Genomic DNA, 23,619 nt, shown 5'->3' on the forward strand with positions numbered 1-23,619 from the left:
GTTTAAAGACAAGTTAGTCTAACGATAAATTTTAACGAATTTTGAATTTCCGGTTACGTAACCACCTGTGACCCGGTATCTTAATGTACCATGTCTTGAAACACTGTTTGCATGGGAATAATCGTAACCCAAAACTCTAAGTTTGGTTCCTCTTTGAATGTGTTTCTTATTTCTGTGAGTAAAGTTGACATTCTTGTATCGGTTAATCGTCTTCTTAACCCGAATGGTTCTTGGCATCTTCTTGTTACCAGTGATCACTAACTTGCGGTTGGCAGTCACATATCGACCATTTGTCAGCACATATCGAGTTGTCAAATGATGATGAACCACTTTAGCAACGTGAAGAACTGTCCCTTGCTTGTACTTTCTAGTCTTGCCAGATAAGTCTTTATGCTTATAGCTGTTTACTCCAAGTGGATTGATGACGGTAATTGTTCGATGGGTACCTTGATAATAGACTGGTCGAACGTATTCCGCATTTGCAGTAATATATCCAACTAAATGCCGGTTCTTAGTCAAATGGTTAACATCTCGAACCTTGTATCTCATTAGCCCATTCTTGGAATAGCTATGTCCGATGACAACGAACATCGGTCGATAAACACGTGGCTTTTTGACATAGCCAGCAATTCGTTGCTTCTTGGAGAAGGTCTTATTCTTGTAAAGATAAATCTTCTTCAAGGAGTAGACGACTTCGCCCTTCTTGATAGTGCTTCTTCGATTTCTTGGAACACTATCATTTGAGACAGGCACTTTAACAACTGGATTAGCAGGCTGTGAAGCTTTAGACTGCTCGGGCTTGGTGGTTGGCGTTGGTGTGACAACGTCTGATCCACCATATCCGCCGTTATTGCCAGAGTAGTTTCCAAATACATAAACAACAACATCCTGATCTTTGTCCGTAAATGTTAGGTTTCCTTTAGGCTGCTGCTTTCCCTTAGGGAGTTCATTTGTTGCTGCACGATGGTATCCATCTGGGATCTTGGCAACAGAAGGATTATCAATATCAATTTGACCACCGAAGTGCCCCTTTGGTGTAGCTGTCCCAACAACTTTACCCGTGTTTCCATCAACATACTTAATGGTAATATTTTGCTCATCATTGGGCGTGTAATAGATAGTCGCATCGGCAACAGGGGCTGTTCCCAAAGTTCGTCTTTGTACGAATTGGTCGGCGTCTGACGTATAACCGGTAATCTGATTATTGTCAGCTTGAGGATCAATCTGAACAACTTGTCCGACCCTTCCGCCGACTTTGGTATCCGGAATGATCGGATTGGAGGTCCCAGATAGGTAATGATGGACCGTCACTGCATTACCATCATTTGGTTCAATGACATCCCCTGTAATAAAGACATCAACGTTTTGATCTTTGGCCGTATAAGTTGGGTTGGTTGGCTGCTTTTCGCCATTCAACAATTCTTGCTGATCAGATATGTGGTAACCATCTGGGATAACAATCTTGGAATTATCATCTAAGTTAAGGGCTCCACCAGTGTGGCCTTGAGGTCGATCAACTGAGATTGTCTTACCTGTATTTGCATCAACATAGTGAACAACAACGTGCGAATTTACATCCCCAGTATAATAAATCGTTGTTTTTTCCTGAGTAGTTGGTGTTACCAGCCATTGATGCTTTGGCTGATTTGGCAAAAGTGTATAGCCGTCGATTTGTTGAGGCTGGTCAGATGGATCAACTGTTATTTTTTGGCCAACCTGGCCATCACTTGTCTGATCCTTTGACACAGGAATGGTTGTGGCTTTTCCAGTCTCATCCATCAAGTAATAATGTACGGTAACTGCATTTTTAACACGATTTCCAACAACATACACTTTAACGTCTTGTGGACTTGCAGTGTACGTTGGATCGGTTGGCTGTTGATGGCCCTTCAATTCCGTTGCAGTTGCCTTGTGATACCCTTCCGGAATCTTGAGATTATTGACATCATTCAAATCGAGCTGAGTTCCCGTCTTACCTGTTGGTACACTTATTTGAATCGGTTTATCAGAATCACCATTCACATCATATTCATTGATCGTAATGTTGTGGACCTCGTTTGCGGTGTAGTACAAACTAACCGGATCAATTGGATGATTGGTCAAATACTTGGTTATTGGCTGTGCTTTAACGACTGTATAACCAGGAATTTCATTCTGTTTGTCCTGAGGATCAACAATAATTTTTGCTCCAACTCGACCACCAATTCGAAGCGGTTTTCCAATTGATTTGGTTGTTGGCTTCCCGCTTTCATCTTCAAGATAGTGGTTCACGATCAAAGCGTTCTTGGAATTCTGATCAATTGGGTTTCCTGTCACATAAACGTCAACGTTTTGTTCTTTCATACTGAATCTTGGGTTTTCGCTTTGCTTTTTGCCTGGAATATCCGCTGTATCAACACGGTGATACCCGTCCGGAATATGGATAATCGTATTGTCATTCAAATTCAAGACACTACCAGTATGGCCAGCAGGCTTTTCAATCTGAACAGTGTGGTTCTGATCGTTGGGATCAATAAAGTGGACACTAATCATATTGTTTTTGTTCCCTGTGTAATAAATTGGAACCACTTTGTGCATGCCAGGGGTAACGTCAAATACCATTTTGCCCTGATTAGGGGAAATCGTATACCCATCTATCACAGCTGGATGAATCGTTATGTCTTGGCCAACTGTTCCACTATGGGGTTTTTCAGGTGCGATTGGACTATCTGTCGGCTTACCATTCTCATCTTGAAGATAGTACTGAGTGGTAACAGCATCTTTAATAACATTACCAGCAACATAAACATTTACATCCTGCTTGGTATTAGTGAATTTCAGATTCTTATTTTGTGATTGGTTACCTTTATCAACACGGTGATAGCCTTCCGGAACCTTAACTTTGGCATTATCGTTCAAATCCAAGCTGGATCCAGTATGGCCTTGCGGAGTTTCAACCGTAACCGACTTTCCAGTATTGCTATCGATAAAATGAACAACTACATTGGTGTTCTTGTCACCAGTATAGTAAATAGCTGCTTCTTCTTTTCCTGTCGCTGGGATTGTCAACGAGTTGACCGGCTGGTTAGGAACAATCGTATACCCGTCAATTTTTTGAGGATACTTGGCTGGATCGACAGGCACATCCTGGCCGACACGACCGTGAAGAAATTGATCGTGCGCAACCTTTGTTTTTGTTTTCTTACCTGTTTCATCCTGCAAATAAGAATGAACCATAACGGCTTTGTCCACTTGGTTACCAGCAACATAGACACTTACCGTTTGAGGACTGGCCTTATATGTTAGATCGGTCGGTTGGCTAACTTTTGCATCCTTCAATTCATCAGGCGTTGCGATATGGTACCCAACCGGAATTGTTAAATTAGAGTTATCATCCAGTTTAAGTGTTTCCCCGGTCTTTCCGTTTGGCGTTGCGGTGTTAATTAGAGCAACATGATTCCCATTAACAGTAAATTCATGAACGGTAATGTTATTAGCAGCATTGGCAGTGTAATACAAGTCGATTGGACTACCAGCTTTTACACCCAATGTTCTGCTGATAGGGGATTTACCGACTGCGGTATATCCTGCAATCTGATTATCAGAATTCTGAGGATCAATGGTAATCACTTCACCAACCTGACCACCTACCCTTTTTGATGGTCCAACTACGTGTTTTGTTTGCTGGCCTTTTCCATCTTGGAGGTAATGATTGATGATCAGTGCATTCACATCATTGGAATCAACTGGATCTCCAGTGATATAAACATCCACATTTTGATCTTTCGTTGAATAGGTCGGGTTGGCAGGTCGATTTTTGCTATTAGGAATATCAGCTGGATTTAGTCGGTGATACCCGGCAGGAATTTTAATCTGATTGTTATCATCCAAATTCAAGACACTACCGGTGTGACCTTCAGGCTTTTCTGTTGGAAAAGTTGTTCCATTATTTTTGGGATCAACAAAGTGAACAGTGATCTTATTATTCTTGTCGCCAGTATAGTAAACAGGAATTTCTTGATGCATATTTGGCTGAATTTCAACAACTTTTTGAGTTTGCTTCGAGACAAGTGTGTAACCATCGATTTTCTTGGGATTCTTATTCGGGTCAAAAGTTACAGTTTGCCCAACTTGAGTTCCAATTTGGCTGTCGTCAGCAATCTTTATTGTCGTTGGTCTGCCCTGTTCATCTTGAAGATAATAGTGAACAGTAACGGAATCTTTAGCCTCATTACCTGCAACATACACGTTCACATCTTGCTTGTCAGTGCTGTACGTTGGGTTCTGAGTGATTTGTTCTACTCGATGATACCCATCGGGAATTTTGACCTTATCAGGGTTAGTTAAATCCAATACACTCCCTGTATGGCCTTCGGGAACTTCAACTGTGACTGTCTTTTTGGTTTGCTTGTCAATGAAGTGAACACTAATCGTCTGATTGAGGTTTCCAGTATAGTAAATAGCCGTTTCACCAGGAGTTTCAGGGTTAACAGGCTCCGACTTTTCAGGCTGACCTGACACAATTGTGTAGCCAGGGAACTTCTGGGGCTCGGAAGATGGTTTAAACGTGAGTGTTTGACCCACTCGACCACGTAAATGTGTATCATCTGCTATCATCTTTGTAGTTAGCTTACCTTGTTCATCTCGTAAATAGTGATGAACCGTCATAGCATTCTTGACGATATTCCCGGCAATGTATACTCGGACAGTTTGTGAAGTTGGACTATAGGTTGGATCAGCTGGTTGACTAACCTTGTTAGCCTTCAACTCATCAGAAGTTGCAAGGTGATAGCCATTCGGAATGTGAAGATTTTGATTATCAGCTAAATCTAATTTCTGACCCGTTTTACCGGTTGGAACAGCGGTTGTAACGTATTTGCCAGGATTCCCAAAGTCATCATATTCTTCGATGGTAATGTTGTGAAGCGTATCAGCTTTATAATACAAGTTCACCGGATCAACTGGATGAGCGGCCAGCTTTCGAGTAATCTTGGCTTGGTCAATGGCTGTATACCCCGGAATTTGATTTTCAGGTGCTTGAGGGTCAATCGTAATGGATTGACCGACTTGACCACCGACAATCTTAGGCAACGTGTGAAAAGAATCAGTCGTTTTTTGGCCCATATCATCCACCAGGTAATGATTGATTACCAGGGCATTCTTATCATGTGAACTAATTGGATTTCCAGTGATATATACCTGAACATCTTTTTCCTTAGTTGTATAAGTTGGATTCTGGCTTTGTTTATTGCCCGCTGCATTTGGATCCGTTCGATGATAACCATTTGGAATAGGAACCCTCGAATCATCATTCAAATTCAACACCCCACCAGTATGTCCTTGAGGATGCTCAGTCTGAACAGTTTCACCTGTATTACTATTGATGAAGTGAACGTTAATGTTGGAAGAGACATTCCCCGTATAGTAGACAGGGACGACACTGTGAATTTTATATTTGGTGGTTATTAACTGTTTCTTTTGATTAGGCACAATTGTGAAGCCATCAATTTTTGGAGATTGATGTTCAGGGTCAACAGTAACGGTTTGACCGACTTTACTATTGATTGATGTGTCTTTTGCGACTTCAGTCATAGTTGGCTTTCCTTGTTCATCCTGCAAATAGTAATGAACCGTCACGGCATCTGTTACGTCATCTCCAGCCACATATACAGTTGTTTGCTGTGAATCTGCCTTGTATGTTGGATTATTTGGTTGGGTAGCGTTATGTTGCTTCAACTCATCGTTTGTTGCTAAATGATAGCCATCAGGAATATTGACATTGTGTGCTAAGTCAAGTTTCTGTCCCGTTTTACCAGCTGGGGTCTCCGTTGTAACAAAGGTATCAGGATTACCATTAACATCAACCACTTTAACAGTAATGTTATTAAGGCTATTGGCAGTGTAATAAAGATTTACCGGATCGGTTGGGGAGGTTCCCAATGTGCGGGTGATTTTTTCTTTTCCAACGGCAGTATATCCATCGATGTGATTGTCCTTACTTTGCGGATCAACCGTTACCTGATCGCCAACGTTTCCACCAATCTTATCAGCATTTCTGATAGCCGTTTTGGTCTTTAGGCTATGATCATCTTGAAGATAGTAATTAACTGTCAAAGCATTCTTCGAATTAGCATCAATTGGATTTCCAGTTACATAAACATTGGCATTCTGCTTTTGAGTTCCCCATTTCATTTCCTGAGTCTGTTGCCTTTGATATTTGTCCAACTCTTCTTTAGTTGCCCAATGATAGCCTTCTGGAACATGAATTTGGTTGCTGGTTTCACTGAGATTTAACGTTTCATTGGTATGGCCAAGCGGATCAACAGGACTTCCAACAGGTTTATCTGTTTGGACATTCATAAAATGAACAGCAATATTCTTTTGTTCACTAGGCTTATAATAGAAGTTTTGCACCTGTCCATTAGAATTATTTAGTGTCCATTCAACGTCCTTATCAGGCGATACCAATTCATAACCGGGAACTTGTTGCTCTTTATCATTAAGTTTCAAAGTGACAGTTGACCCAACAATGCCACCAACTCTTCGCTCTGGCTTTATGGCAGTGGTCGTATTGTCTTTAAAATAATGAATTAAAAGTGAGTTATCCATCTTATCAGTGATGGTGTTCCCGACAACGTAGATGTTAACTTCCTGAGGCTTTGCAGAATAAGTTGGGTTGCCCAGCGGTTGGATATGTCCATTCAGTTCATCACCGGTCGCGTAGTGATAGCCACGTTCTTTAGCAACATCCAAAAATGAACTATTTGGAGAAACATCCAACACATCTCCAGTATGATGTCCTTCCGGCTTTGTCACTTTTACAATATCGACGTTTGCTGCATTAAGGACATTGACTTTGATATTATCCTGAGGATCTGCTGTATAGTAAAATTTCACTTGGCTTCCTTGGTTTAATTTCAAGGTCGCTGTCTGGTCTTTTTGATTGGGCACCAAGGTATAGCCTTCAGCTGCATGGGCGGCATCCTTTAATGTAGCCACAACCTTCTGACCAATCCGGCCGCCAATCGAACTATCAGGGGCAACTTTGACATCTGCAGAGTCTTTAAGATAATGATGAACTGTCAAAGCATTAGCAGCGTTTTTATCCACAGTGTCCCCTACGACGTAAACTTTAACCGTTTGTTCCTTTCCGGAATACACCGGATTGACTGTTGGCTGAGTTTCGTCAGTCTGTAACTCATCGGCCTTCGCATAATGATAGCCAGTCGGTATGATACTGGCTAAATATTTGCTGGAAGGGGCTACGTCAATTTGATCGCCGGTCTGATGGTCTTTAGGCAAAATTGACCTTACCTGGTCGTTATTCGGTGCAATCAAATCAACAGTGATGTTGTTTGGCTGGATAACTGTAATCTTGGAACGTTTGGATTTGGAGAGGACCTGCTGACCATTCTTATAAGAAAATTGAAGGTAGTAATCTCCAGAATGCGCCGTGACAGCATCTTGAGCAACTGAATGACCATCTGCATCTGAAACTTGACTTGTGAGTTCCCCACTATCTAACGAAACTGATTTTCCTTGTCCATCAACGGCAGAAACAAGGCTCTTAGCTGGATCAAATTTATCACCAACAGAATATGAAGCATCTTTAACCTCAATCTTTGATTTGTTCTCTATAACAGTTGCCTTAACAGTCTTCGTTACCGATTGGACAGGTCCATTATGATAGCACTGCTGATTCAACCTGTAGGTAACGTTGTAAGTTCCTGGTGTTTGGCTGTCGCCCTCAGGAATCACCACAAGATCACTTGGATCAATTGCTTGACCATTTTTTGCAACCGCCGTAACATTTTTCAAATCTGAGGTCCATGGCTGACCGGCATAAATTGTAAAATCATTAGCATTAATTTTTGCCTGACTTTTTGCAAAATAGTAATTAATATCTTGCGTCTGCTTAGACATTGTCAAGAGATTCTTGTTTACATCAAAGTCACCTATTCCTTCTTTTTTGACCCGATCGAAATAGTATTGACCATTCCTTTCAATCTTTTGAATATCGGCAGTAACCCCAGTTAAATCAACCTTTTGGCCTGGTTTGCCGTAGATTGTTAGCGGTTGAGGGGCGTTTGGAATCGTTCTGCCATCCTCGTCCGTAAATTTTACATTGACAACACTGGGAACGGTGTATTGAAAACTATCAAATTTAAACTGTTGAAGACCACCTCTTTGTCCTGTGGATGCTGCAATGAAAAAAGACAACGCCTTTTTGTTTTCTGACCAGTGTGACACATTGTGGTGCCAAGTAATTTTGCGGTGTGCCACATCATTATCAAAGATAGCTGTCATATCGTGGGTTTTACCATCATAATCAATTTCAACAGGGTAAAAATGTTTTGGCTTTAAGCTGTCGTCAGCGCCAGCTGCTAATGCTTTAGGAGCGTCAGGATCTGACAATTTGCTGGGATTATATGTTTCAGACGGATTCCCTGGCTTGTTGTTATTGTAAGCAAATGCCCCGAAAGCTTGTGTTTCCTGTAGGCCACCAAAATAAGGAATATAAATAAATCGTTCAGGGTCCTCATGGTCTGGATCTGTGTTTGAATATGTGTCTAATTTAAATCCAAATCCATCAGGCAATCCGCCCATTCCCATGTCAGCACCAGCTCCGCCATGAGCATTGACATCACCACTATGAAATCCGAATGAGATGCCATCAGCCCATTCAGTACTTGGATAATTTCCGTCGCCAAGCATCACACTGCCTTTTAGCTGAAAACTATTTTGCATATCAATTTTTGTTTTCAGAGTTGCATTTCCAGATTGGTGATGACCGGTTGTCAGTGTCAACATATTCCCATTCCAAGTCGCATGACTGTTTACTTGAAAGTAATCCTTAAAATTCTCCGGCTTAACAATAACTGTATTGGACTCATTGGAGTTCGTTTCATGATCTGCTGCAGTCTTGCTTTCTGAAGAGCTGATGGCTGCGTCCGCCTCAACTGAATGGTTTGAAGCTGTTTTAGCCTTCAGGCTCTGCTTGGTATCAGAATTTGGTTTGGTTTGTGGATTGGTATCTGACAATTTTTCAATAGGTGCCGATGCTGACTGATTATCTGATTCGTTTGGTTTTGTTTTACTTACGTGGGTATTATTATCAGTTTTTTTATCCTTATTAATGGTATTTTGAGCAGTCGTAGTATGATCTGCCACTTTTGGAGTATTTACAACAGCCACATCTGCTGCGGACTTCTCATCAGTATTATCAGTCGACAGAGATGGATTGATTTCAACTTTTGCTGATTGAGAATGACTCTCGTCGTCTGACGCAGGGAGATTGACTTGTCCTTTTGGATTAGTACCATCTGGTTCGCCAGGTTGTTTATCAGTGATAATCATTTGTGCTGTATCTTCATGATCTGTTTGTGGAACACTTCCATCTACATGGGTATCAGCAAGAACATTTCCCCCAGAAATGCCCAACCCCATACCCAGTCCAACAACTGCCAGCCCGGCAAACACCCAATGTTTGCCTGACTTGTACATCTTGAAATGGACCTTGCGATCCTGATCTTTCCATAAATTATGCATAGAAAAATCCCCCTTCAATGTAGTCGGCACATAAGACTTGAATACCCCGTTCACATGCCGCTATGGCTAATGCCACTGTTAGGGTATCATAGAAAAGGGGAAAATGAAATACTTTTAGGTACATATTTATTTATTTGGTACACTTTTTATTATTATTTTGTACTCAAGCAATAAAAAAAGAAGGTAGAAAATTCTACCTTCTCAACGTTTATATATTAGATGACCATCTTAAGTCTGGTCGCACTTACAGCAGTACTTCGATAAATCTTTTCAATCGTCTTTTCATAGTCGCTGTTGGCAACTCCGAAGACAACTTTGATGTCGCTACCTTCCTGAACAACCAGATGAATCTTAATCTGGCTGTTGTCCAACAAGTCTAATATCTTACCGGCAATCGCTGGTCGTTTACCAAATTGGGAAGAAACGGCCGCCACCATGGCGATATTCTTTTCTAATTTTACATCGTCCAAAGAACATTCCGACTTCAACGAACTGACGATTGCCATCAGCTTACCGTCAACGTCTGCTCGTTTCGCTAAGAATTGAACAGAATCCGTTCCAGCTGGTACATAGTCAAATTTTACGCCGAACTTTTGGATGACTGAGAATACTTTAGCCATCACATCCAAACGTTTGTTTAACTGATACTTCTTAATTGAAATGACAATGTAGTCCTTCTTGCCGGCAATTCCAGTTACCAAAGAAGGGGCTGTTTTATCAGCAGAATCGACAACCAGTGTTCCGTCTTCTTCGGGGTGATTGGTGTTTAAAATTGCAATTGGAATCTGCTTTTCTTTAGCAGGTTGAATGGCTTCTTCTTGGAAAACGCTAATGCCCATGTATGACAATTCTTGAAGCTCTTCATAAGTAAGTTCGTTGATCTTGCGGGAATTGTTGATGATCCGTGGGTCGGCCATCTTGATACCGGACACGTCAGTCCAGTTCTCGTACAAATCAGCATCCACGAAGTTGGCCAGTAAAGCACCGGAAATATCACTTCCACCACGAGGCATCAAGTGAGTCATCCCATGTTCGTCAACACCATAGAATCCGGGAACCACAATATGGTCATCATAACTGATAAAGTCACGAAGCCGGTTAATTGACTGACCATAATTAACCCCTTTCTGGTCAAACACTAGGAAGCGGGCAGCGTCAATAAATTGGTAGCCTAAAAAGTCAGCCATTAACTTGGCGGTCAAAAATTCACCTCGAGATACGAGATAATCATGACTGCATGTAGGAATTTCCTTACTGATCTTCTTGAGGTCGGTTTCAATGCCCACCTTCAAACCAAGTGCATCCCTGATTCCAACAAATCGGCTCTGAATATGATTGAACACCGGCATGTAATCTTCACCTGCGTCTCTGAGCTTTTCAACTTGAATCAACAGGTCGGTGACTTTAACAGCCTCACGATCACTTTTACCCGCAGCGCTCACCACAATCATTTTGCGATCTGCGTTTGCTTCAACGATGGCGCGGACTTTCTTAAATTGTCCTGCGTCTGCAACTGAACTTCCACCGAATTTTGCTACTATCATTATTCTGCTCCTCCTTCCTTAGTTGGTAAACTTGCCATGAATGCTGATTCATCGCGTTTTAATACTTTCTTCATCAATTGGTGCATCTGGCCAACGGGAATATCGTGGATGAGAAGATAATCACCGCGGAGTTCTGATTCAAACCCCTTGAATAGTGGTGAACAGTCAATCTCTGATCTGACAATATAGTCGTTCTTGGTCAAATCGGGCTGATATTTGAAGCTGCTTTTAAAGGTTCGCTTCAAATGCTCCTTCCCCTGGTAAATATCCAAAATATCTTGAATCACAGCGTTGGCAGTTGGTAATTGACCGGCTCCCTGACCCATGAACTTCAAGGTTCCAATGGTTTCACCAATCAGTGAAATCAAGTTGTAGTTGTCACGGGTGTGGGCTTCCAACGTGTCCCCATAGTACAGGGTGGGTTCAACCATGTAGTCAAATTCATTACCCCGCTGATGACTTTTACCCATCAACTTAATGGTCATCCCCAGCTTGTCGAAATGGGTCATATCGTCTTCAGTAATATTTCGAATTCCAAAGATCGGCAGGTCGGCGGTTGGCTTGATGAACAAGTCATAGGCAATGTCGACGCTGATACATAATTTGTTGGCAACATCGAGGCCATCAATATCGGCACTTGGATCAGCTTCCGCATATCCTAATTGTTGAGCTTCCATCAAAACTTCATTGAAAGGCTTCCCGGTGCGGTGCATCTGATCAAGGATGAAATTGCTGGTTCCATTGAAAATCCCTTGAATCTTGTTGACATCATCAACCCGCAATGCCCGTTCCAATCCTTGAATCCAAGGAATCCCACCACCGACACTTGATTCAAAATAGAACTTGGCGTCGTTTTCGGCAGCAACCCTGGTAAATTCATCCATATACTGGGCAATCACTGCCTTATTAGCGGTAATCACATGCTTCTTATGCTTCAATGCATCAACTATGTATTGATGGGCCGGTTCAATCCCGCCAATGACTTCTACCACAACGTCAACATCATCGTCATTTAAAATTTCATCAATTGAGTCGGTCATTTCCGGTAAATCCGGTTTTTTATTTTTTCTAATTAAGATGTGCTTTACATGGAGGTTTTGAGCCTGACGTTTTGCATTTTGTATAATTTTGTAAACGCCTGTACCAACTGTCCCAAATCCTAATATTGCAATATTCACAGCTTCAACCTCCAAATTTATTGTGTTCACAAATAATAAACACTTGTATTTAACATGAAAACAGATTATCATATAAATCATAGAAATGCAAGGAGTAAAGTTGATGAATAAATATTATACGAGCACGAGAAACAGTTCAGTACAAATCTCAGCTAAGCAGGCTATCAAGAAGGGCTTCGCTGATGACAAGGGTCTCTTCGTTTATCCCGACTTGGAAAAGCTCCAAGTAAACTTCGAAAAATTAATTAAATTAAATTATCAAGACATCGCCCGAGCAGTCCTCACGGTTTTACTGCCAGACTTTTCCGCCGACGAAATTGATGAGAGTATTAACACCGCGTACAAATCAAGCTTTGATACGTCAAAGATCACCCCGGTAGTGAACGTTGACAACTTCCACGTTTTGGAATTATTCCATGGCCCTACCAGTGCATTTAAGGATGTCGGCCTTCAATTGCTTCCTCAATTAATGAAGCATGTGTTAACCGACAATAATAAGGTAATGATCTTAACGGCTACCAGTGGCGACACTGGTAAGGCTGCCCTGGAAGGCTTTAAGGACCTCGCCAATATGGGAATCATCGTTTTCTATCCCGATGGCGGTGTCAGCAAAGTTCAGAAGCTCCAGATGATCACGACTGGCGGGAACAACACCAAGGTTGCCGCGATTGAAGGGAACTTCGACGATGCTCAAACCAATGTTAAACGGATTTTCAATAATGAAGCGCTGAAAGAATCCCTCGGTGACGAGGTCAGCCTATCCAGTGCCAACTCAATCAACATTGGCCGACTCATCCCTCAAGTTGTTTATTACTTTGATTCCTATAAACAATTGGTCAACGACGGATCAATCAAAGTTGGCGACAAGGTCAACTTTACCGTTCCAACCGGAAACTTCGGTGATGTACTCGCCGGCTATTACGCCAAGATGCTTGGCCTGCCGGTTAACAAGTTCGTTGTGGCATGTAATGAGAACAACGTCCTCGCCAATTTTTTCAACCACGGCGTGTACGACCGCAACCGGCCATTCTTCCAGACGGTCGCCCCAAGTATGGACATCCAAATTTCCAGTAACTTTGAACGGCTTCTCTACTATAAGAGTGGTGAAAATACCGAATACGTCAAACAATTAATGGACGATTTGGAAGACAGCGGCAAGTATGAGGTTTCAAAAGAGGTCCTCGCCAATATTCAAGAAGACTTTTATTGCGGTTACAGTACCGATGAAGATATTGAAAGTTCAATCGCAGAAGTTTACGAAAAAAACGGCTACCTGATGGATCCTCACACCGCCGCGGGCTATAAAGTCATGCGTGACTACCAAAAGATCGATCCCGATACCCCAATGATTCTGCTGAGTACCGCCAGCCCATACAAATTTGTAAATGCGGTGGCCAACGCGGTGCTGCCCGAAACATCCGATGACGTTCAAAAGGTAATGAAGGACTTACATGAAGCGACTCACGCACCAATCCCGGATAATCTGCAAAAAGTTTGGGACCTGCCAGTCCGTCACGAAAGTGTGATTCAAAAAGATCAAATGACTGATTACGTGAAGCAAAAAGTTGAGGAGGTATTCTATGATAAAGATCAAAGTTCCAGCAACTAGCGCAAACGTCGGCGTCGGCTTTGACTGTCTTGGCTTGGCGGTGTCGTATTATTCCACCATTACATTTGACGAAAGTGCCGAACATCTCATCATCACCGGATCCCCCAAAGAATTTCAAAATGAAGACAACTTAGTCTACAAAGCCTTTGTCAAAGGCTGCAACTTCTTGGACAAGCCGGTACCAAATGTCAAAATCGACATCGAAGGCGACGTACCGGTTGCCCGCGGACTTGGCAGTTCATCAGTCTGTGTTGTTGCCGGGCTCAAAGCCGCCAGTGTTTGGTTCGACGATGCCATTTCAACCGACCAGCTGTTGGTATTGGCAACTCAAATGGAAGGTCATCCCGACAATGTCACCCCAGCCATCCTCGGTGGTTTATGCGTATCGTTTCTTGACGACCAAAACCAACCCCAAGTAATCCAATATGGGGTGAGCGACAAGCTGCACTTTGTTGCCATGATTCCGGACTATGAAGTCAGCACCCATAAAGCTCGCAAAGTATTGCCGAAAACATTGAGTTATGCGGATGCCATTCATCAAGTCAGCCACTGTGCTGCGATGACCAAAGCTTTGGAAATCGGTAACAGCGACATGATTCATGAGGCTTGCGATGACCGGATGCATGAACCCTATCGAGCTGAATTGATTCCGGATTACAGTCAGGCAAAAAACATTTCTGAACAATTTGGCGGAACAATGTACATTAGCGGCAGTGGTTCCACTATGATGGCAATCACTGCAGACGAAAAGGACGCCGATCGAATCGTTAACAATGCCCAAGCCGCATTTCCAAAATGGATTGTGCGCAAGATGGCTGTCGATTCAACAGGCGTCGTGAGTGAGGTAAGCGAACGTGGAAAAGTATTACATCGTTGATAGCTCGATTCTCCCAGAATCTTTTGATAAGGTGATTCAAGCCCGTCAGCTGTTGGAGAGCGGTAAAGTTAAGCAGGTCAGTGAAGCTGTAAAGGTCGTCGGCATCAGCCGGGGAACCTTCTATAAATATAAAGATCTGGTCTTCTTACCCGAAGAGGGCGTGATGGACAGAAAAGCCGTCATTTCCCTTATGCTTGAAAACCAGCGCGGCATCTTGTCGAAGGTTTTGACGACAATTTCAGAAACGAATGCCAGCGTATTAACGATCAACCAAAACATCCCGATTCATAACATTGCCAGTATCGTGATCTCACTGGACTTAAGCAACTTTTCAGGGACGATTGACAGTCTCCTGGAAAAGATCCGCCAAGTCGAGGGCGCAAGTAATGTCCAGCTGGTGTCAATTGAATAACCGAATCGGCTCAATAACATGCCAAATAAACACCAATTTTGATCCTTGATAATCATTATCAAGGATTTTTTGTCCCGGATTCCTTAAACTTTCAACTGTAAGCCTTTACCAACTTGAAAATTGTTTGACTGTCCGCATATAATACATAATTGTATGCATTTACCGATTTAAAAGTATTCTGGAGGAAATCATGGCAAACAGCCAGCAACCAAATGTACCAAAAAAATTCCATCTATCGCAGAATCATCATATGACGATTCCCTGGAAGTCATTCACGTTGGATGAATCTGTCCCTGCTAAAGAAGCCGGCTTGAGGGAACGGGCTTCAATCGTTGGCCGGGTCGGAATTGTCATGCTTTCATGTGGAACCGGAGCCTGGCGGGTTCGTGATGCCATGAACACCGTCGCCAGAGTTTTGGGGCTTACCTGTTCAGCGGACATCGGCCTCAGTTCTCTACAGTTCACCTGTTTCATTAATGACCACAGTTATTCACAGGTACTGGCACTGCCAAATACCGGTGTAAACACTGATAAGTTGAATTCATTGGAACACTTCGTGAAGTACTTTGAGCGCGATTTTGGGATGGCAACCGTCAAACAAATCCACACAAGAATTAGCGAGATTGAAAAGCGCCCCGTTCAGTACAATCCAGTCATTTCTGGGTTCGCAGCTGCATTAGCCTGCAGCGGATTTATTTTTTTGCTGGGAGGTGGAATTCCAGAAATGATCTGTTCCTTTATTGGCGCTGGAATCGGCCAGTTTTTCCGGGGATCAATGGGAAAGCAGCACCTTACCACAATCGCAAGTATTGCCATTGCGGTGGCCATTGCCTGTCTTGCCTATATGTTTTCCTTTAAAATTTTTGAAGCCAATTTCCAAGTGCTGGCACAACATGAAGCTGGGTATATTGGAGCAATGCTGTTCGTGATCCCAGGATTCCCATTTATCACCAGTTTCTTGGACATTTCCAAATTGGATATGAGATCTGGGCTTGAACGACTGGCGTATGCGATTATGATTACCGCAGTTGCGGCATTAGTCGGGTGGCTGGTTGCCCTGCTGTTTGACTTCAGACCTGAGAATTTCCTGCCGCTGGGCTTATCACCAATTGCCTTAATGCTGCTGAGAATTCCGGCAAGTTTTTGCGGGGTCTACGGATTCTCAATTATGTTTAACAGTTCTCAAAAAATGGCAATGACGGCCGGCTTGATCGGTGCGGTTGCCAACACCTTAAGACTTGAAATGGTTGACCTGACAACCGTTCCACCTGCAGCCGCAGCGTTCATTGCTGCGTTGGTCGCTGGGTTGATCGCATCTCTTGTTAACCGTTACAATGGATATCCACGAATTTCACTGACTGTTCCATCAATCGTCATCATGGTCCCCGGGCTGTACATCTACCGGGCAGTCTATAATATCGGAATCAACCAAATCAGCGTTGGTGCATTATGGCTGACAAAGGCGGCTCTGATTATCATCTTCCTGCCAATGGGCTTGTTTGTGGCCAGAGCATTAATGGATCGTGAATGGCGCCACTTCGATTAGTACAAACGACAACAATATAAAATCAAACAAAAAGTCGGCCTCCGTTTGGGAGACCGGCTTTTAATCTGGTCAAAACTATTTAATGATTACGACCCGACCATCATGCTTTTCTTCAAGCAGCTGGTGGCCTTTGACAAACCCTGCTCGAGTAAATGGCAGTGTGTAGCCAATTTTAATATCTAATTTTCCATCCCGCATAAGATCGATCACCGCCTGCATCGCTTCGCGGTCGGTCATCGCGTTGGTTGGAAAAATGTGAACGAATTTCAATGCTTTATCCGTTGTTGGCGCCTGATGAGCAACGCTGGCAATCACCCCATTGGGTTTTACCATCTTAATGTCGTCATCGGTTCCGGCTCCGTTCATTGCCATATTTAAAACTACATCGCCGGTATCAGCCAACTCCTCTGCCGGATCAGTTTGATCATAGGCAACAAATTTAACGGCACCGATTGATTTGACATAGGCTTCGTTGTGACTGGAAGCAATGCCGATCACTTGAGCGCCAAGGTCGGTGGCAATTTGCACCGATAAGGAACCGACACCACCAGAAGCGCCTTTGACAATAACCGTTTGCCCGGGCTTAACATCCGCAAAGTATTTCACGGCTTTATAGGCGGTCAACCCAGGAGTAATGAGTCCGACAGCCCGGGTAGGTGTCAATCCATCGGAAACAACAACCGTGGCGTCCAAATCACCAACCACATATTCCGCATAACCATGTTCAGTGTGTGTCATGACCGTTTGGCCAACACTTAAATCGGAAACTTGATCGCCAACTTTAACGATCTCCCCGACAACATCACGACCTGGAATATACGGTGACGTGGTACTGCGGCCATTTTCCCATTCAGCCCGTTCACGGTTGTTCAATCCAACCGCAATCGTTTGAATCAAAACCTGGTCTGCTGATATTGTTGGTTCTGGAACATCATATTCTTGGAAGACTTCTGGAGCCCCATGCTTCTCATATCCAAATGCTTTCATAATCTGTTCCTCCTCATTTCTTCAACTAGCGCAATTGTAAGCGCAATCATGGGTAGGAGCAAGTAATTGGAATCGTTAAATAATTTAAAGATTTAGTATCAGTCTTGTAAATATTACGAAAAACAATTCCTTAATTGGCAATTTTATGGCATGCTTACTTTATAAAACTAAATGGATTGGAAGTTGGCACGTATGTTAGATATTATCAAAGCTATTATTCTTGGAATTGTTGAAGGAATTACTGAATTCCTACCAATTAGTTCAACCGGACATTTAATTCTGGTTAACGAATTTATCAAAATGAGTCAAAGTACCCAGTTCACAGATATGTTCAACGTTGTTATTCAACTGGGTGCCATCATGGCGGTTGTTGTGTTGTACTTCCACAAACTGAATCCTCTGTCACCAAGCAAAACCCATGTCGAGCAGCATGACACTTGGATCTTATGGTTCAAAGTCATTGTGGCTGTCTTGCCTTCAGTTGTGATCGGACTGCTGTTCAATGACTGGATGGATGCCCACTTAATGAACTGGGCGGTTGTCGCCGCAATGCTGCTTTTATATGGTATCTTATTCATCGTAATCGAGAACCGAAACGCAAACCGGCAACCAAGGTTCACGGATTTGGGACGCCTCTCATACAGAACAGCATTTATTATTGGAATGTTCCAGCTATTATCACTTGTTCCAGGGACTTCCAGATCAGGGGCAACCATTCTTGGTGGAATCTTGATTGGTACATCACGCTACGTTGCTACTGAGTTCTCGTTTTTCTTAGCCATCCCAACAATGTTTGGTGCTTCTCTATTAAAGGTATATAAGTACTTCAGCAATGGTGGTGCGTTTACCGGCTTGCAAACCGCAATTCTTCTTACCGGAATGTTTGTGTCGTTTGTCGTTGCCTACTTCGCTATTCGATTCTTACTGAATTACATCCAGCACAACAACTTTAAAGTATTTGGCTGGTACCGAATTGTTTTAAGTATCATCGTGATTATCTACTTCGGCTTCATGGCCCGTTAATCAAAAACCAGTTACCAATTTTTATTGGCAGCTGGTTTTTGATTTAGATTTACTATCAGGCAGCTAAACACCAATCAGCCAATTCAATACGTCAGGCAATATTCTTTGCCAATAAAGCCAATCGTGCCCACCTCGACTCGTGTGGAAACCAACGTTCAAGCCTAAATCATTTTTCAAATAAGCAGCAAACTGCTCGTTAGATGGTTTGAAATCGTCTTGGTCACCAACACAATCATAGAATCGCAGTTGTTTGAGCTTCGAAAGCGAAGCGTTGGCAGCCATTTTTTCCAGGTATCCCGCTGGTCCCGGGCCACCAAAAATGTTTCGATAATCCGGCATTATCTTGGGAAGTTCCGTCAAATCAATTACCGAAGACATTGGAACTATGGCACTAAACCATTCCGGATGCGTGAAAGCCAATTTAAATGCACCAAAGCCTCCCATCGAGACCCCGCCGACAAAGTTATCTTTTGGATCGGTAGATAGCGGCAGTAAGTTTCTCATCTCAGGAATTACTTCATCAACCAAATAATCCCAGTATGGCAAGCCATCTTTCATATTCATATAGAAGCTTCGGTTCATTTCCGGAGTAATAACAACCAGATTGGTGTGTTTCGTCAACACTTCCAGATTTGTTTTTCGAATCCATCCACTGCCGTCGTCACCCAAGCCATGGAGTAACCACAGAACTTGTAGTTTTTTGTCTCGCTGGATCTCATTTGGGAGAATCACATAAATTGTTGTCTGTTCTTCCAACGCGCGCCATGCACGTGTCAATTTCAGAATCGCCATGATTGTTCTCCCTTAAAATCATTTAAACTTCTTGAGCTGCTCGTCAGCAATTTTCAGCAACAGCTGCTTATCGGCATCTTTGGTAACGGCGTTGGCAAGTTGACGAAGACGCATATAGTTCACATGGGCATCGGTGATTGTGCCGGTATCGTCTTGAATACTCTTGGCCAACTTGGCACTCTTTTCAGCCTTATTGGCAGCAAATTCCGCAAAATTAACCGATGCATATCGAAGTGTCTTCGAACGCTTTCTTACGTGGTGAACTTCTGGATAGTTTTTAAAATCAAGCTTGTCATACATTTTAATCAATTTATGATTTCTGCGGTTCAATTCCTTTGAAATGTACTGGTGCCAGTTGCTTGTCTGGTTAAACTTCAAATCGAAAATCTGTTTATGAACCTCAGTGAGTTCATTTTCAAACGCATGATGTTCCTGATCACTCAAAGTCCGTTCCATTTCCTGCTGGCGACTATCCCGCAGTACCGTGAATAAATGTCGATATCCACGGCCTTCTTCCGGGTGATGATAGGCGTATTCACCTGCTTGTTCGATTAACACGTCGAGTTCCCGCAATGTGTTAAATAAAGTTGCCGCCCGGCTTAAATTAGAATCAATACTTTCATAGACTGCCGGATCAATCCGCCGTTTAAGAAACTTAACCAAACCCCGAAGAGTTCGGATTGTGACCCGCAAATCATGTGTGCGATCCGGATCATAGGGGTTGTTAAGGTACCTGATATTTTCAACCAAAATTGATTGATATCGATCATGCAAAATAGATTGAATAGATGCCATTATGCTCCCTCTTTTCATCATTACGGATAAATCCATTTATAAAACGTTATTCACGTTCATTTTAACTAATCAGCAAGTATAAATACATTGATTAGCACTGGCAAAAAAGCCGTCCTCATCAATTTGTAATAAACTGCTGAAGTAATTATCGTTGAACAATTGGCTTCGTTTTCATGAAAAGGCATTCTAAAATTAGACTCAAAAATTGATAGAAATTAGCCTTGAATCGTTGTATACTCGCTTCAAATAGAGATTCATACAAAGAACGACGTTTATGAAAGCACACGGTTTTCTTTCACAACGAATCCAATTACATATGTTCAAGGAGGCACTATCATGAAAGTATTTTTGGATATAACTGATTGTCTAATGCTTTATCTTCTGATTTCCCTTTGGATCGGCGACTTCTTATCAAAGAATTCCCTTGGAAAATCGTCATCTTACGTGTCAAAGCTTGTTTCTCGCGATGCTTCTCCCTTACAGGTTGCTATTAAACAACCGAATAAGCTGGAAGGAGAAAAGTTGGCCTTTGTAACGAAGAAATTAAGGGCCATTAATAACTGGTATTGGTTGGCAAGCAAGACCAAGTCCATGGTCTGCCTGTTGGTCCTGGAAGAAGTTCTTGTCATGAACGCCAAACAAAATTGGGGCCTCATTGCCGTGGAGCTTTCTATTCTCGCCATTTGTGCATTGATTCTCGCTGCTGATCTTCGGGTTAACCTTCTCCGTTCACAATTGGAAAAGGAACTCAAACCATATGAAGAACGCTTGTGGTTTGAATATCATTACAACAAAGAATAATTCAATAATAGAAAAAGGAAGCAGGATTCGTTCCTGCTTCCTTTTTTATACAAAAGAATGAGCTGTTTAAATAATAGCTACTGATTTCGGCCGGCGCCGATGTATCCGTGAATGTTGAATCTTAATCGAAAAATGAATTGAATATCTTATCTGCCAAACTGCCACCAGTGCTTTTTCTTTCCTGAGTCTTGAAATCGCGCATTGCTCGGCTGGTAGCTGTCAGGAATTTTGTCCTCCGACTGTTCTTCTTCATCAACGGATTCTGGAATGGTTTGCTTGATTGAAGAAGTACCTTTGCTTTCCAACTGCTTGAGCTTATTTTGGACATCCAACTGAAGACGTTGTGATTGATCAAGAAGTTGATGTAGTTCTGCGATTTGTTTGTCCTTTGCATCAATCTGCTTACGTTGATCTTCAAGCTGTTCAGCTAATAACGCCGTTTGCTTATCGCTACTCTTAATTGCTAACTGGTTAGCGGTTTGCTTTGGTTCGTCCTTTGAAACGTGTGATTCCTGGTTCTTGAATTGGCCTTTGAGAACTTCAACACCCTCATCTTTGATCAGAATCTTGTTTCCCTTTTTTATCGTATATGTATCTCTGAACTTATCGTCCATATGTTTTCTAATTGCAGTTTTCGATACCGATAATTCGTCCGCCAACTCTTTGATAGTCAGTTCCATAATGTCGCCCCCAACATGAGTAATTTAGTTTGCCAACAGGCTGTTGGCAGTCGCACAAGACTATTATAGTGATTAACACACCGTTCGGCAAATAAATTCTGAAGTTTCCTAATAAATAATTATAACAAAGTTTCCATTAAAATGAGAGTTTAATTAGATTTTGTGTTGACAATCTAATAAAAAATGAGGTAAACTACTCGCATGCTGAATCAAAATTAACAGAAAATTTGTGTATTTGTAATGATTATTTACATAATTATTGGTCGAGGAAGAAAACCGCGATCGTTTTCGTATTTACAAAGTATGGTTTCCGCAATACGTTGTTTGTCATTTTCGAAAGTTTTCGTTTGGCTATTAAATTTCAAAATGAGATTAGGAGTGATTATATGAGTAGTTTGACAGATAAAATGTTTCGAAAAGAAGATCCGCTTGTGTATCAAGATAAGGATTCTCATTTGATCCGAAGCCTAACCACAAAAGATTTTCTTGCACTGGGTGTTGGAACCATTGTTTCAACTTCAATCTTTACCTTACCTGGTGTTGTTGCCGCCCAACATGCCGGTCCTGCCGTTGCCCTTTCGTTCTTGGCAGCAGCGATTGTTGCCGGGATTGTTGCCTTCGCATATGCTGAAATGGCTGCAGCAATGCCGTTTGCCGGTTCGGCTTATTCATGGATCAACGTTGTCTTTGGTGAATTCTGGGGCTGGATTGCCGGCTGGGCTTTATTGGCTGAGTACTTCATTGCCGTGGCGTTCGTGGCTTCCGGGCTTTCCGCCAACTTCCAAGGGTTAATTTCACCGGTTGGATTTAACTTACCCAAAGCATTATCCACTGCCTCTACCGGTGATAATGGCGGGTTGATGGATCTGGTTGCAATTATCGTCATTATTCTGGTAACCACTTTGCTTTCACGTGGTGCATCGCAAACGGCCCGTGTTGAAAACACCCTGGTTGTCCTTAAAGTTATTGCCATTCTTATTTTTATTTTTGTTGGTGCAACTGCACTTAAATCAAGTAACTACACACCATTTATTCCAAAGTACCATGTTAATCCTGATGGATCGGCATTTGGTGGTTGGCAGGGAATCTATGCCGGGGTTTCTGAAATCTTCCTGGCATACATTGGTTTTGATTCAATCGCTGCCAACTCTGCTGAAGCAAAGAACCCACAAAAGACCATGCCTCGAGGAATTCTTGGCTCATTGGTGATTGCCGTTATCCTTTTCATTTCAGTGGCTTTGGTATTAGTTGGAATGTTCAAATATTCAGATTATGCAAATAACGCCGAACCTGTTGGCTGGGCACTTCGTCAAAGTGGCCACGCAGTCGTTGCCACAGTTGTTCAAGCAATTGCGGTTGTCGGTATGTTTACTGCTTTAATTGGTATGATGCTTGCCGGATCACGTTTGATTTACTCATTTGGACGTGACGGTTTGCTTCCTAAATGGCTTGGCAAGTTGGACAACAACCTGCCTAACCGGGCATTAGTTGTTTTGACAATTATTGCCATTGCACTTGGGGCATTCTTCCCATTCACTTTCTTGGCACAATTGATTTCCGCCGGTACATTAATCGCATTCATGTTTGTATCTCTTGGAATTTACTCATTGCGTCCACGTGAAGGTAAAGATATCCCAATGCCAAGTTTCAAGATGCCACTTTACCCTGTATTACCGGCACTTGGCTTCTTGGGTGCCCTCGGAATCTTCTGGGGACTTGATATTCAGGCAAAAACATACGCCCTCGTTTGGTTCGTTTTGGGAATGGTCATTTACTTCGCATATGGAATGAGTCATTCAACAGCAACAATTGATAAGAAAACCGAACACGAAAAAGAATAACAAAGG

At 42.5% G+C, this 23,619-nt stretch carries 14 protein-coding genes; 7 read left to right on the top strand and 7 right to left on the bottom strand.

Features of this window, described 5'->3' with window-relative positions:
* Nucleotides 1-18 precede the first annotated feature (18 nt).
* The 3 genes from DNL43_RS04555 to DNL43_RS04565 all read right to left on the bottom strand — a co-directional run bounded on the left by DNL43_RS04555 (nt 19) and on the right by DNL43_RS04565 (nt 12,250).
* Nucleotides 19-9,528 carry a lectin-like domain-containing protein gene (locus tag DNL43_RS04555; protein ID WP_056981047.1) on the bottom strand — a complete coding sequence of 3,170 codons (9,510 nt, stop codon included), beginning with the start codon at nt 9,526-9,528 and terminating at the stop codon, nt 19-21.
* Between the two features lie 215 nt (nt 9,529-9,743).
* Nucleotides 9,744-11,072, bottom strand: a complete 1,329-nt coding sequence (locus DNL43_RS04560) for an aspartate kinase (RefSeq protein WP_054769088.1) — start codon at nt 11,070-11,072, stop codon at nt 9,744-9,746.
* Nucleotides 11,072-12,250: a homoserine dehydrogenase gene (locus tag DNL43_RS04565; RefSeq protein WP_056981049.1), complete on the bottom strand. Its 1,179-nt coding sequence runs from the start codon at nt 12,248-12,250 to the stop codon at nt 11,072-11,074. Before DNL43_RS04565 ends, DNL43_RS04560 begins: the two co-directional genes overlap by 1 nt.
* A 103-nt stretch (nt 12,251-12,353) precedes the next feature.
* On the opposite strand from DNL43_RS04565, the gene thrC reads away from it, so the two are divergent.
* From thrC to DNL43_RS04585, 4 genes are all read left to right on the top strand, one after another.
* A complete protein-coding gene (thrC, locus tag DNL43_RS04570) occupies nt 12,354-13,859 on the top strand; it encodes a threonine synthase (RefSeq protein WP_056981052.1) in 1,506 nt (501 codons plus the stop codon).
* A complete protein-coding gene (gene thrB, locus DNL43_RS04575; RefSeq protein WP_056981054.1) occupies nt 13,831-14,736 on the top strand; it encodes a homoserine kinase in 906 nt (301 codons plus the stop codon). Before thrC ends, thrB begins: the two co-directional genes overlap by 29 nt.
* Nucleotides 14,714-15,148: an ACT domain-containing protein gene (locus DNL43_RS04580; RefSeq protein ID WP_054769089.1), complete on the top strand. Its 435-nt coding sequence runs from the start codon at nt 14,714-14,716 to the stop codon at nt 15,146-15,148. Before thrB ends, DNL43_RS04580 begins: the two co-directional genes overlap by 23 nt.
* A gap of 190 nt (nt 15,149-15,338) precedes the next feature.
* On the top strand, nt 15,339-16,694 hold the full coding sequence (locus DNL43_RS04585; protein WP_056981056.1) for a threonine/serine exporter family protein: 1,356 nt from the start codon (nt 15,339-15,341) through the stop codon (nt 16,692-16,694).
* A 75-nt stretch (nt 16,695-16,769) separates the two neighbouring features.
* Here the strand turns inward: DNL43_RS04585 and DNL43_RS04590 are convergent, their stop codons facing one another.
* Complete coding sequence (locus DNL43_RS04590) at nt 16,770-17,681, bottom strand: NADP-dependent oxidoreductase (protein WP_054769090.1); 912 nt, start codon at nt 17,679-17,681, stop codon at nt 16,770-16,772.
* Nucleotides 17,682-17,873: 192 nt separating this feature from the next.
* On the opposite strand from DNL43_RS04590, the gene DNL43_RS04595 reads away from it, so the two are divergent.
* Nucleotides 17,874-18,704 (top strand): undecaprenyl-diphosphate phosphatase, encoded by an 831-nt coding sequence (locus DNL43_RS04595; RefSeq protein ID WP_056981059.1) that lies wholly within the window; start codon nt 17,874-17,876, stop codon nt 18,702-18,704.
* Between the two features lie 63 nt (nt 18,705-18,767).
* On the opposite strand, the gene DNL43_RS04600 is transcribed toward DNL43_RS04595, so the two are convergent.
* Nucleotides 18,768-19,496: an alpha/beta hydrolase gene (locus tag DNL43_RS04600; RefSeq protein ID WP_056981061.1), complete on the bottom strand. Its 729-nt coding sequence runs from the start codon at nt 19,494-19,496 to the stop codon at nt 18,768-18,770.
* 18 nt (nt 19,497-19,514) lie between these two features.
* On the bottom strand, nt 19,515-20,291 hold the full coding sequence (locus tag DNL43_RS04605; RefSeq protein ID WP_054769091.1) for a CHAD domain-containing protein: 777 nt from the start codon (nt 20,289-20,291) through the stop codon (nt 19,515-19,517).
* 336 nt (nt 20,292-20,627) lie between these two features.
* Here DNL43_RS04605 and DNL43_RS04610 point away from each other — a divergent pair, with 336 nt between their 5' ends.
* Nucleotides 20,628-21,092, top strand: a complete 465-nt coding sequence (locus tag DNL43_RS04610; protein ID WP_056981063.1) for a hypothetical protein — start codon at nt 20,628-20,630, stop codon at nt 21,090-21,092.
* Between the two features lie 146 nt (nt 21,093-21,238).
* Here the strand turns inward: DNL43_RS04610 and DNL43_RS04615 are convergent, their stop codons facing one another.
* Nucleotides 21,239-21,772 carry an HTH domain-containing protein gene (locus tag DNL43_RS04615; RefSeq protein WP_054769092.1) on the bottom strand — a complete coding sequence of 178 codons (534 nt, stop codon included), beginning with the start codon at nt 21,770-21,772 and terminating at the stop codon, nt 21,239-21,241.
* 386 nt (nt 21,773-22,158) lie between these two features.
* Here DNL43_RS04615 and DNL43_RS04620 point away from each other — a divergent pair, with 386 nt between their 5' ends.
* On the top strand, nt 22,159-23,613 hold the full coding sequence (locus DNL43_RS04620; protein ID WP_056981065.1) for an APC family permease: 1,455 nt from the start codon (nt 22,159-22,161) through the stop codon (nt 23,611-23,613).
* Nucleotides 23,614-23,619: the final 6 nt, after the last annotated feature.

This window comes from Lentilactobacillus kefiri (genome assembly GCF_009739535.1).
GTDB classification, from domain to species: Bacteria; Bacillota; Bacilli; order Lactobacillales; family Lactobacillaceae; genus Lentilactobacillus; species Lentilactobacillus kefiri.

Coding starts and splice junctions, on each gene's coding strand:
- DNL43_RS04555 (WP_056981047.1), bottom strand. CDS start 9,528: ATGCATAATTTATGGAAAGATCAGGATCGCAAGGTCCATTTCAAGATG.
- DNL43_RS04560 (WP_054769088.1), bottom strand. CDS start 11,072: ATGATAGTAGCAAAATTCGGTGGAAGTTCAGTTGCAGACGCAGGACAA.
- thrC (WP_056981052.1), top strand. CDS start 12,354: ATGAATAAATATTATACGAGCACGAGAAACAGTTCAGTACAAATCTCA.
- thrB (WP_056981054.1), top strand. CDS start 13,831: ATGATAAAGATCAAAGTTCCAGCAACTAGCGCAAACGTCGGCGTCGGC.
- DNL43_RS04585 (WP_056981056.1), top strand. CDS start 15,339: ATGGCAAACAGCCAGCAACCAAATGTACCAAAAAAATTCCATCTATCG.
- DNL43_RS04590 (WP_054769090.1), bottom strand. CDS start 17,681: ATGAAAGCATTTGGATATGAGAAGCATGGGGCTCCAGAAGTCTTCCAA.
- DNL43_RS04595 (WP_056981059.1), top strand. CDS start 17,874: ATGTTAGATATTATCAAAGCTATTATTCTTGGAATTGTTGAAGGAATT.
- DNL43_RS04600 (WP_056981061.1), bottom strand. CDS start 19,496: ATGGCGATTCTGAAATTGACACGTGCATGGCGCGCGTTGGAAGAACAG.
- DNL43_RS04605 (WP_054769091.1), bottom strand. CDS start 20,291: ATGGCATCTATTCAATCTATTTTGCATGATCGATATCAATCAATTTTG.
- DNL43_RS04610 (WP_056981063.1), top strand. CDS start 20,628: ATGAAAGTATTTTTGGATATAACTGATTGTCTAATGCTTTATCTTCTG.
- DNL43_RS04615 (WP_054769092.1), bottom strand. CDS start 21,772: ATGGAACTGACTATCAAAGAGTTGGCGGACGAATTATCGGTATCGAAA.
- DNL43_RS04620 (WP_056981065.1), top strand. CDS start 22,159: ATGAGTAGTTTGACAGATAAAATGTTTCGAAAAGAAGATCCGCTTGTG.